This window comes from Microbacterium sp. Kw_RZR3, from assembly GCF_029222405.1.
Lineage (GTDB): Bacteria > Actinomycetota > Actinomycetes > Actinomycetales > Microbacteriaceae > Microbacterium.
This window is the reverse complement of sequence record NZ_JARHXC010000201.1, coordinates 1-11564: the sequence shown is the minus strand read 5'-3', so window position 1 is coordinate 11564 and position 11564 is coordinate 1. Positions and strand designations below refer to the sequence as shown.

Annotated in this window: 7 protein-coding genes; 5 read left to right on the top strand and 2 right to left on the bottom strand. The window is 72.1% G+C overall.

What is annotated here, in order from left to right:
• Nucleotides 1-86 precede the first annotated feature (86 nt).
• Genes P2P98_RS11160 through P2P98_RS11150 form a run of 3 tightly spaced genes read left to right on the top strand, consistent with a single transcriptional unit; the run spans nucleotide 87 to nucleotide 4773 of the window.
• Entirely contained in the window at nucleotides 87-944 is an 858-nt protein-coding gene (locus P2P98_RS11160; RefSeq protein ID WP_275799797.1) for a class II fructose-bisphosphate aldolase, read from the top strand.
• On the top strand, nucleotides 941-1978 hold the full coding sequence (locus P2P98_RS11155; RefSeq protein WP_275799795.1) for a PfkB family carbohydrate kinase: 1038 nt from the start codon (nucleotides 941-943) through the stop codon (nucleotides 1976-1978). Before P2P98_RS11160 ends, P2P98_RS11155 begins: the two co-directional genes overlap by 4 nt.
• Entirely contained in the window at nucleotides 1975-4773 is a 2799-nt protein-coding gene (locus tag P2P98_RS11150) for an FAD-binding and (Fe-S)-binding domain-containing protein (protein ID WP_275799793.1), read from the top strand. The genes P2P98_RS11155 and P2P98_RS11150 overlap by 4 nt, the downstream gene beginning before the upstream one ends.
• Before the next feature lie 49 nt (nucleotides 4774-4822).
• On the opposite strand, the gene P2P98_RS11145 is transcribed toward P2P98_RS11150, so the two are convergent.
• On the bottom strand, nucleotides 4823-8110 hold the full coding sequence (locus P2P98_RS11145; RefSeq protein ID WP_275799791.1) for an adenylate/guanylate cyclase domain-containing protein: 3288 nt from the start codon (nucleotides 8108-8110) through the stop codon (nucleotides 4823-4825).
• A gap of 166 nt (nucleotides 8111-8276) precedes the next feature.
• Here P2P98_RS11145 and P2P98_RS11140 point away from each other — a divergent pair, with 166 nt between their 5' ends.
• Entirely contained in the window at nucleotides 8277-9947 is a 1671-nt protein-coding gene (locus P2P98_RS11140; RefSeq protein ID WP_275799790.1) for an MFS transporter, read from the top strand.
• A gap of 28 nt (nucleotides 9948-9975) precedes the next feature.
• Here P2P98_RS11140 and P2P98_RS11135 read toward each other — a convergent pair whose 3' ends face one another.
• Nucleotides 9976-10779 (bottom strand): carbon-nitrogen hydrolase family protein, encoded by an 804-nt coding sequence (locus tag P2P98_RS11135; protein WP_275799789.1) that lies wholly within the window; start codon nucleotides 10777-10779, stop codon nucleotides 9976-9978.
• A 46-nt stretch (nucleotides 10780-10825) separates the two neighbouring features.
• Here P2P98_RS11135 and P2P98_RS11130 point away from each other — a divergent pair, with 46 nt between their 5' ends.
• On the top strand, nucleotides 10826-11485 hold the full coding sequence (locus P2P98_RS11130; protein WP_275799788.1) for a GntR family transcriptional regulator: 660 nt from the start codon (nucleotides 10826-10828) through the stop codon (nucleotides 11483-11485).
• Nucleotides 11486-11564 lie beyond the last annotated feature (79 nt).

Here is an 11564-nt window from a genome sequence, read left to right as displayed (position 1 = left end):
GCCACCCGGCTCCCGCAACGACCGAGCTCAGCCACCGGGCTCGTACCACCTCCAACGAGAGAGACGCCGCCGTGCCGCTGGCCGATATGCCCGAACTGCTCGCCGCGCACCGCGCGGTCGGGGCCTTCAACTTCATCACCCTCGAGGTCGCCGAGGCGATCGTCGCCGGGGCCGAGGCCGCGCGGACGGGCGTGATCCTGCAGCTGTCGCAGAACGCCATCGCGTTCCACGGCGGGCTGGCCCCGGCCGCCTCCGCGGCCCTGCGCCTGGCCGAGAGCGCCCGCGTCGACGTCGTGGTGCACCTCGACCATGCCACTGACGAGCCGCTCGTCGACGAGGCGTTGGCTGTCGGCATCCGCTCCGTCATGTTCGACGCCGCCCACCTCACGGATGCCGAGAATCTCGAGCGCACCGCCGCCGTCGCGGCCCGCGTGCACGCCGTCGGCGCCTGGGTCGAGGCCGAGCTCGGCGAGATCGGCGGCAAGGGCGCGCACGCTCCGGGGGTGCGCACCGATGTCGCCGAGGCCGTCGACTTCGTCGCCGCCACCGGCGTCGATGCCCTCGCCGTGGCGGTCGGCAGCGAGCACGCCATGCGCGAGCGCAGCGCGCGGCTCGACGAGCAGCTCATCGCCGAGCTCGCCGCAGCCCTGCCCGTGCCTCTCGTGCTGCACGGATCGAGTGGGGTCGCCGACGCGGGCATCGACGGGGCCGTGCGCGCCGGCATGCGCAAGATCAACATCGGCACGCACCTCAATGCGGTGCTGACCGCGGCCGTCCGCGACGAGCTGGAGCGGGACCCGGATGCCATCGACCCCCGCCGCTGGCTCGCTCCGGGACGGGCGGCGGTCGCCGAGGAGGTGCATCGCTTCCTCGACGTCATCACGGGGAACGTCATCACGGGGAACGTGATCACCCGGAACGTCGCGACCGGGGTGGACGCATGACCGGCATCGTCACGCTCACCGCCGCCGGGGCGATCGACGCCACGTATCGCGTCACCGCCCTACGCCGAGGGACCTTCACCCGCGCCGAGAGCTACACGCGCGAGGTGAGTGGGAAAGGCGTCAACGTCTCGGCCGCCCTCGCCGCCGGGGGAGCGGACACCGCTGCCGTGGTCGTGCTCGGCGCCGACGACGTGCGCTTCGCCCGATGCGGGCTCACGGCTCCTCTGCTGCGGATCGTCGAGGTGCCGGGCGCGACGCGCGTGAACACCTCGGTCATCGATGCCGAGGGGGCCACGACGAAGGTCAATGCCCCCACCCCGCCCCTGTCGCCCGAGGCGTGGGAGGCCACGATCGAGACGCTCCGCGCGGAACTGGCGGCGCGCACCGAGCCGTGGCTCGTGATCTCGGGGAGCGTGCCAGAGCTCGCGGGGACGGGTTCACTCGTCGACCTCGGGGTCGTGCGGGCGGTCGCGCGCGAACTCGGCGCCCGGGTCGCCGTCGACACGAGCGGTGCGGCCCTCGACGCGCTCCTGGCCGACCCGGCCGGCATCGACCTGCTCACGCCGAACGTCGACGAACTCGCCGCGGCGGTGGGGCGTCCGCTCGCGACCCTCGGCGACGTCGTGATGGCGGCGCGAGAGATCGTCGCGCGTGGTGTGGTGACGGTGCTCGCGAGCATGGGCGCCGATGGCCTGCTCGCCGTGACCGCGGACCGCGCGGTGTTCGCGCGCGCCGACGCCCCCTACGTCGCCAACACCGCCGGTGCGGGCGACGCCGCCCTCGCGGGCTTCCTGCTCGGCCTCACGCGTGCACCGGCGGCGTCCGCCGCGGGTGCCGACCCGCTCGCTGTCGCGGCCGCGAGCGCCGCGGAGTGGGGGGCGCACGCGGTCGCGCACGCCTCGACCGTCGTCGCGGGGCCGCCGCTCGGCATCCGGGCCCTCGTCGAGACCGAGCCGGATCTCGCGCGTGTGCTCACTCCGGAGGGGGAACTTTCGGCCTCCGCGGGCACGTCCACCGCCGGAGCGACCGCATGAGCACCGTCACCCCCGAGGTCACCGCGGCCGTCGCCGACGTCTCGCGCATCCGCACGCGCGCGATCGACCGCGTCGCCTACGCCAACGACGCCTCGCACTACCTGCTGACCCCCGAGGCCGTGGTCGTCGCCGCCGACGCGGCCGAGGTCGGCGCGATCCTGCGCGCAGCCACGGGTTCGCGGACCCCGGTGACGTTCCGCTCGGGCGGCACGAGCCTGTCGGGCCAGTCCTCGGGCGCGGGGCTGCTCGTCGACGTGCGGCAGGGGTTCGGCCGTATCGACGTGCTCGACGGCGGCCGCCGCGTGCGGTCGCAGCCCGGCGCCACGGTGCGTCAGGTCAATGCACGGCTCGCGCGGCACGGCCATCGCCTCGGCCCCGATCCGGCGAGCGAGGCCGCGTGCACGATCGGCGGCGTCGTTGCCAACAACTCCAGCGGGATGGCGTGCGGGACGGTGGAGAACTCGTACCGCACCCTCGACGGACTCGTGCTGGTGCTGGCATCCGGAACCGTCGTCGACACCGCGGCGCCCGACGCCGACGCGCTGCTGCGCGACCGCGAACCCGCCCTCGTCGAAGGGCTCATGCGTCTGCGCTCCCGCGTCGTGGCCGACGCCGCGAGCGTCGCTCTCATCGAGCGGCAGTTCGCGATGAAGAACACGATGGGATACGCACTCAACGCCTTCCTCGACTTCGACACCCCGGCGGCCCTGCTGGCGCACCTCGTCGTCGGCTCGGAGGGGACCCTCGCGTTCGTCGCCGAGGCGACGTTCCGCACGGTGCCGATCCGCCCCGCGATCGCCACCACTCTCGCGGTGTTCCCCACGCTCGACGCGGCGACCCGATCGCTTCCGGCGCTGGTGGCGACGGGCGCGGCGACGCTAGAGCTGATGGATGCCACGTCCCTCCGCGTCGGCCAGCGTCTGGCCGGTACGCCCGCCGCGATCCACGGATTCGAGGCCACGACGCAGGCGGCGCTGCTCGTGGAGTATCACGCGGACGACGCGTCCCGGCTGCGGGAGCTCGCGGCCGCCGGCGCGCGCGTGCTCGGGGAGCAGGCGCTGCTCGACCCCGCGGCCTTCTCGAGCGACCCGGTGCAGCGCGCCGCGGCCTGGACCTTCCGCAAAGGCCTCTACGCCTCGGTCGCCGGCGCACGACCGAGCGGCACCACCGCGCTGCTCGAAGACGTGGTCGTGCCGGTCGAGCGCCTCGCCGACACCTGCGAGGGGCTGCAAGAACTCTTCGCGCGTTTCGGCTACGACGACAGCGTCATCTTCGGCCACGCCAAGGACGGCAACATCCACTTCATGCTCACCGACCGGTTCGAGGGGGCCAAAGCGCTCGGCCGATTCGAGGGCTTCACCGACGCGATGGTCGACCTCGTGCTCGACGCCGGCGGCAATCTCAAGGCCGAGCACGGTACGGGCCGCACCATGGCCCCGTACGTGCGCCGACAGTACGGCGACGAGCTGTACGACGTGATGGTCGAGCTCAAGCGTCTGCTCGACCCGAGCGGCATCCTGAATCCGGGCGTGATCATCGACGACGACCCGACCGCGCACATGCGGAATCTCAAGACGCCCGTGTCGATCGAGCCCGAGGCCGACCGCTGCGTCGAGTGCGGGTACTGCGAGCCGGTGTGCCCGAGCCGGTCGCTGACGCTCACCCCGCGCCAGCGCATCGTCGTGCGGCGCGCCTCGGTCGCCGCCCGGGAGCGCGGCGACGGTGCCATCGCCGCGGAGCTCGAGAACGACTACGACTACGACGGCGTGCAGACGTGCGCGGTCGACGGCATGTGCCAGACGGCGTGCCCGGTGCTCATCAACACGGGGACGCTCATGAAGCGCTTCCGCCGCGAGGACGCCAACCCGGTGCTCGCCGCGGGCTGGTCGGCGGCGGCGACGGGATGGGGCGCGGTCACGCGGGCCGGTGCCGTCGCGCTGACGGTCGCCTCCGCGGTGCCGGTGCCGGTGGTGCGGACGATGACGGATGCCGCGCGCGCGGTGTTCGGAACGGATACCGTGCCGCGGTACTCGGCGGAGCTGCCGGCAGGCGGGGCGTCGCGAAAGGCGCTGGGGTCCGTCGTCGGTTCTTCGGGGGTCGAGCCGATCGCGGTCTTCCTCCCGGCCTGCGTGGGCAGCATGTTCGGCCCCGCCGACGGCATCGGCGCGACCGCGGCGTTCACGCGCCTGCTCGAGCGCGCGGGTGTCGCGGCGGTGGTACCCGACGGCATCGATGCGCTGTGCTGCGGCACGCCCTGGTCGTCGAAGGGCTACGCGAAGGGGCACGAGACGATGTCGGCGCGCGTCCGCGCCGCGGTGCGTGAAGCCTCCCGCGACGGTGCCCTACCGGTCGTCTGCGACGCGTCGAGCTGCACGGAGGGCTTCGCCTCCACCCTCCGCGACGAGGGCGTGGAGGTCGTGGATGCCGTGGCCTTCGCGGCATCCGTTCTTCTTCCGCGTCTCGCGCCGACGCCGGTGGCCGAACTGCTGGCGCTGCACCCCACGTGCTCGTCGAAGCAGCTGGGGATCGACCCGGCGCTGCGGGCGGTGGGGGAAGCCGTCGCATCCGAGGTGCGGGTGCCCGACGCGTGGGGGTGCTGCGCCTACGCGGGGGACCGGGGGATGCTGCACCCGGAACTGACCGAAGCGGCGACCGCCCCGGAGGCGGCCGAGGTGGCGGGGTGGGGTGCCGACGCGCACGCCTCGTGCAACCGCACGTGCGAGCTCGGCATGACGAAGGCGACGGGGGAGTCGTACGTGCACGTGCTGGAGTTGCTGGAGCGGGCGACGCGGTAGCGAGCGGGAGGCCCGGGTGCGGCGTCGCCCTGCGGCGCCCGCCCGCGTCTCACGCCGTTTCGAACAAGCGGGTGAGGCACGCGTTCAGGAGGGGGGAGCGCTCGGCGGGTTCCGCGTCGAGCGCGGGGCGGATCAGATCGCGCAGGCGGTCACGTTGGCCCGCCTCGACGAACCAGGGGCCGACCATACCGAGATGGTGGGGGAACTCGTCGACCAGCCGGCAATACAGATACGCGGTGGACAGCAGCTCCTCGGCGAGATCGAGGGCGGCATCGATGTCACCCTGCAGGTACAGCTGCACGGCGCGGGGCGCGAGCACCCACAGGCGACTGAGGCCCTCGGCGTCCTCGCGCAGGGGAGTGTCGAGCAGGGCGAGCGCTGCGGTCCGGTCGCCTCGGGCATCGGCGGCCAGTGCGCGCTGCACGCGGATCGTGATCTCGGCGATCCAGTCCTCGATCACCGGGTGGGCCGCCACGAGCGCGTCGAGATCGTCCCACCGGGCGAGGGTGCTCAGGGCCAGGGCCTGATTGGCGACGGCCTGCTCCTTCGTGGGCCCGTGTCCCGCCGCGATCGCCGCGGTCAGCGCCTCCTGGCCGATCTGCACCGCCGACTCGAGGTCTTCCTCGAGTTCGAACGCGTGGGCGACGAGCAGGCACGACGACAGCTGCGCCGTCAGGTGATGATCGCGGGCGTAGTCGACCGCGAGTCGGCGCAGCTCACGGGCGATCACGCGGTGGCCGCGCAAGCTGCTCGACTGTGCCACGTAGCTGAGGACGGATGCCATGACGGCGGGCTGACCGCTGCGCTCGGCGAACGTCACCATGCGGTCCTGCCAGATCAGGGCCTCGGTCCACTCAGCGTGCGTCTCGAACCACAGCATCATCCGCAGCGCGATGGACGCGGCCGTCTCGGGCCGGAGCGGTGCGAGGCTCTCCTCATTGAGGAAGGGTTCGAGCACCTGCCATTGACGTGCCGTATCGCCGTCGAGGGAGTGCGCCCGTGCGACGAGCGCGGCCGCCCGAGCCCGCTCGTCGGGATCGCTCGCGCCGGTGATGACCGGCCCGAGCACGTCGGCGACCTCGGCAAACCGCGACTGCGCCATCGCAGCCTCGCCCATGGCGAGGCGGGTCGACACCTCGAGCGCCGGATCGGAACCGAGGTCGAGGATCTCGGCGCCGAGGGCCAGCACCTGGTCGGCGCCGCCCACGTCGGCGGCAGCCTGAAGCGCGGCGCTCAACCACGAAAGCAGCTGCGCGGTGAGCGATTCCCGCCGGGCGTCGTCGGGCGGAAGCAGCGTCCGCGCATCGCGGAGGTGCTGGGCGATGACGGCCGCGAGTTCTCCGTTTGCGTCGCTCACACCTCGCAGGTGTTCCACGGCGGCGAGGTGCAGCGCCGCGCGGTCCCGACGCGACTGCTGCGCGTAGGCGACGTCTCGCACCGACGGCTGCAGGAAGGACAGGCGCCCGCCGTCGGAGGAGAGACGGTCGCGGACCCAGGCGAAGACGTCGCGGGCGGCGAGCTCGGTGACGAGGCGCTGCGTCTGCGCCTCGGAGAACCCGGTGAGCGAGCGCAGACCTGCCAGGGTGAAGACCTGCCCGAGCACCGACCCCGCCGTGACGAGCCGGCGCTGATCGGCCGTGAGCAGATCGAGTCTGCTCGCGATCAGCGCTTGCAGGCTGGCGGGTGCGCTCATGCGTTCGATGATCGCGAGGTCGGCGCCGTGGCTCACGCGAAGCGGCGCCCGCGGAAACTTGGCCCCGCTCGACTCCAGCAAGGCACGGTCGTGCAGGGCGCGGATCGTCTCGACGGCGAAGAGCGGGTTGCCCTCGGCGCGGCGCACCAAGGCTTCGCGCGCCTCTCCGGGAAGGTCCTCGACGACCAGCGAGAGCAGCTGCTCGATCTCGGCGGCGGTCAGCAACGGGAGATTGACGACGGTTGCGCGCTGATGGGTCGCCAGCCGCGGAAAACGCTCCAACAGCTCGGGGCGCGCCACCAGAACCACGAGCCCAGGAAACGCCACCGAGCTGACGAGGTGTTCGACGAACGCCATGAGCCCTGCGTCGGCGTGATGCGCATCGTCGATGATCCACACGATGGGCGTCGGAGCATCGGGGCCATGCGTCGACAGCAGCTCGAACCACCGCGCCCACGCGGCGAAGGCGTCGTCGAGGTCGGTCTCGTCGTCATCGCCGCGTCGGCCGACCCCGAGCAACCGTTGGAGGTGCGTCTGGATCCACTGCCGCTCGCCGTCGTCGGCGACGATCGTGCGCAGCCCGTCGCGCAGCTTGTCGTGCACCTCGGCGGGAGTGTCCCCGTCGGTCGCGCCGATGCGCACCCGGACGGCCGAGGTGAGGGCGGCGAACGCGACACCGTCTCCGTAGGAGAGGCACCGGCTGCGGTGCCACAGCACATCGGAGGGGAGGCCTTCGACATAGTCCTCGATGTCGCGCAGGACGCGTGACTTGCCCACCCCGGCCGGTCCGTTGACGACGGCGATGCGCGGGGTCTGCTGCTCCTGGACCGCGTGGAGCAGCTCGCGCAGCACCGCCACGTCGCGACGCCGCCCGACCAGGGGAACCTCGAGGCTGCGACGGGCGGCGCCGCCGTCCCCGGTCAGCGGCGCGTCGACCTCGAACAGATCGATCCCGCCCTTGCGTCCCTTCAGGGCGTGGCGACCCGTCGCGCGCGTCGCGATCGTCGCCGCGATCAAGTCGGCGGTGGTCCGGTCGCACCAGATGTTCCCGGGAGGGGCGAGGGCCTGTATCCGGGCGGCGGTGTTCACGGGGTCGCCGGCGACCATTCCCTCGCCCACCGCGCCGACCGTGACGGCCACCTCGTCGGTGGTGATTCCGACGCGCGCGCGAAGCCCGGGCACGTCCACCCGCTCGCCGAGCAACGTGACCGCCTCGGTCAGGCTGAGACCGGCACGCACGGCGCGCTCGGCGTCGTCCTCGTGGGCGGTGGGGACACCCCAGACCGCCATCACCGCGTCACCGATGAACTTCTCTACGGTCCCACCGTAACGAGCGATGATCGTCCGGGCCGAGGTGAAATACTCGCTCAGAAGCTCCCGCACGTCTTCGGCGTCGCGTGTCTCGGACAACGTGGTGAATCCGACCAGGTCGCAGAACAGCACGGACGCGACACGGCGTTGCGCAACGGGTCCATCGGCGGCGGCCGCGGCCTCCGCGGCGGTTTTCGCCCCACAAGCTGGGCAAAAGCGTGCTCCGGCGGGCAGTCGAGACCCGCAGGCGCCGCACTCGCCCAGGGAGGATCCGCAGTGCGCGCAGAACAGGTCGCCGACGGCCACGGGTTCGAGGCACGTCGTACAGCGCATCCCACGGCCTCCTCTGCGAGCGGACGGTCAACGAACTCCCTCAGCCTAGGGGCGGGAGTGCTCCGGGCCGGAAGCGCCGGCCGCGTGAGGGACGCGACCGCCGGCCGATAGCATTCGGGAAAGTTTCCCGGCGGTGACGCTCGGGCTCCGATGCCGAGGTGACGCGATGACTGCCCGACCCGCCGCCCGCCTCCTGGGTGTGCTCCGCGATACCCGCGAGTCGATCGTGTCGGTATTCGCGAACCGCAACCTTGCACGGATGCAGTACGCACTGCTCACCTCGCTGATCGGCGATCTCGCCTTCGCGACAGCCGTGACGGTGTGGGCCTTCGGCGAGGGCGGAGCGACGGCGGTCGCGATCCTCACGGCCGCCCGTCTCGCCGCGGCCGCGATCACCGCTCCCTTCGCCGCGGCGGTGAGCGACCGTCTGTCGCGTCGGACCACGCTGCTGATCACCCTCGGCATCCGGATCGCGGTGATCGCCGCCGCCGCCGTCTGCCTCGTCGCCGAGGTCGACAGTCCGTGGCCGGTGTACATCCTCGCGGGGGCGGCGGGTGTGCTCGTGGCTCCCTTCCGCACGGCGCAGCGCGCGTGGATGCCGACCCTCGCCGCGCATCCGCGTGAGCTCGCCGCCGCGAACGCCACCAGCGGGACCCTCGAGAGTCTCGCCGTCTTCATCGGACCGGCCCTGGGCGGTCTGCTGCTCTTCGTCACGAGCGTGCCCGTCGTCTTCGGGGTCACCGTCGTGGCGTTGACGATCGCCGTCGTCGCCATCGTGCTGATACGTCCCCCTTCGCGGCTCAATCCGGTGGCCGTCGCTGCACATGAAGAGGCGGGGAGCTTCGTGCGAGAGCTGTCGGCGGGCTTCAGCACGGTGTTCGGCAGCAGTGATCTGCGTGTCGTCACCGGCCAGGTGTGCGCGCAGACCTTCCTCGGCGGTGCAGCCAAAGTGCTGCTCGTCGTGATCGCTGTGCAGATCGTCGGCACCGGCGCCGAGGGGGTGGGGCTGCTCGAGGCCGTTCTCGGTGTGGGCGCCCTCGTCGGCGGGCTCGTTGCGATCGCGCGCGCGTCGCGGCAGCGGCTCGGCTGGGACATGACCCTCGGCGTGCTGCTGTGGTCGGTGCCGTTGCTGCTCGTCGCGCTCGTGCCCCACGTGAGCATCGTGATCGCGGTGCTGCTGATCGTGGGGGCGGCCAACCCGGTCGTCGACATCAACCTCGACACCATCGTGCAGCGTATGACGCCCGAGCACCGGATGGCGCGAGTGTTCGGCGCCCTCGACACCTGTTACATCACCACGCAGGCCCTCGGCTCGCTCGCCATGGTGCCACTGCTCGACCTCGTGGGCCTGCGGTGGTCGCTCGTCGTGATCGCCGTGCCCGTGGCGGCTGTGGCGCTGCTGAGCCTGCGGCGGATGCGGGAGATGGACCGCCGCCTGCGGGCACCGGAGTCGCTGGGACTGCTCCAGCGGATTCCGTGGTTCGCCTCGCTCACGCCGGCGACGCAGGAGTCGCTGGCGCATTCGCTCGTGCGCGTCGAGGTGCCGGCCGGAACCGCGGTCGTCACGCAGGGCGACGACGGCGACGAGCTGTTCGTCATCGAGGCGGGCAGCGTCGAGGTGACGCAGGACGGGCGCCTGCTCCGCACGCAGGACGCGGGCAGCTTCTTCGGCGAGATCGCCCTGCTGTACGACACCCCGCGCTCCGCGACCGTCACGGCCCTCACCGACACGACGCTGTTGTCCCTGCATCGCGACGCGTTCCTGGGCGCGGTGACGGGGGTGAGCCGCTCGCTCGCCGAAGACGTCGCCACCACGCGGCTGACGTTCCGCGGCTGAGCCCTCACCCCCGTAGGAGGAACGGGGGTCAGACGCGGTGGCCGTTGGCCAGGACCGGGATCTTCGCCCGGGTGTCGGGAACGGCGGCGAGCGCGTCGGCGAGGTCCACGACGACGGTGTCGGGCGCGTCGCCGAGACGCACGACGTCGGCGCCGTCGGCTCCGATGACACCGCTGTAGCCGATGCCGGTCGGTGCTCCGACGCCGTCGTCGCGGCCGATCGTGCGCGGGTCGGCCTGGCCCACCGCCACCACCACGCTGGTCGTGTCGAGGGCGCGTGCGCGCGTCAGCAGTTCCCAGTGCTCGCGCTTTCCGGGGCCCGAGCCCCACGATGCGCAGACGATCACGAGCTGCGCGCCATCGTCGGCGAGAGCGCGGAACAGCTCGGGGAAGCGCACGTCGTAGCACGTGGCCACCCCGATGCGCACGTCGCCGAGATCGAAGACGACGGGGTGCTCCCCGGGTTCGACGGCATCCGATTCTCGGTATCCGAACGCGTCGTAGAGGTGGATCTTGTCGTACCGCGCCTCGACCCCGCCGGTGACCAGCAGGGTGTTGCGCACGCGATCGGCGGTCGCAGCCGGGGTGAACATCCCCACGACGACGGTGACCCCCGCGTCGCGGGCGATGCGGCGCACCTCACCGGCCCACTCCCCGTCGGTCGGTTGAGCGAGTTCGGCGAGATCGGGGCCGGCGAATCGGCACATCACCGCCTCGGGAAAGACGACGAGGTCGGCGCCGTCGGCGGCCGCTCTCTCGGTCTCGCGGGCGATGATGTCGAGGTTCTCGACGGGATCGGAACCGGCGACGACCTGGGCCAGGGCGATGCGCATGAGTGTCTCCTTCGTGACGGGTCTCCCCGTGTTGTATACCTGATGTATGCCTTCAGCTGAGCCGCGGTCCGGCCGCGACCGTGCCCTCGGACACCTTCGTGTGCTGTTGACCGACCCCGAGGTCGAGGGTGATTTCATCAATGAGCAGGATGTCGCCGACGCCGTGGGCGTCTCGCGCACGCCGGTGCGCGAAGCCCTGCTCATCCTGGCCTCGGAGGGGCTCGTCGACCTCGAACCGCGGCGCGGTGCGCGCGTCGCGGCGCTGACGCCGCGCGAGACCGCTGAGCTGATGGAGATGCGTGGCCTGATGGAACGGTTCGCGGTGCAGCGGGCGCTGTCGCAGCACGTGTCTCCGCACGAGGCGCTCGCCGAGATCATGCGTCGGCAGGAGGCCGTGACCGAGGGCTTGGATCGCCTTTCGTTCGAACAGGCCCGGGCGTGCATCGAGCTCGACCGCCAATTCCACCAGGCGCTCGTGGATGCCGCGGGAAACACCCTGCTCTCGCGCAGCTATGCGGCGCTGCGCGAGCGTCAGGTGCGCGTCGGTATCGCCGCGCTCGGCATCGGTCCGTCGCGGTGGCAGGCCGTCACGCACGAGCACGGCGCGATCGTCGATGCCCTGCGCGCGGGGGATCAGGCCGCCGCCGAGAAAGCCATAGACGACCATCTGAACATCACCCTCCGCACGATTCTGACCGGTTCCTAAGACGCACGCCCCGGCAGGGGCGGAAGACCCGCGGCCCGTTGGCCTACGGCCTGTCGCGACCCGCGGACCATCCACCTGC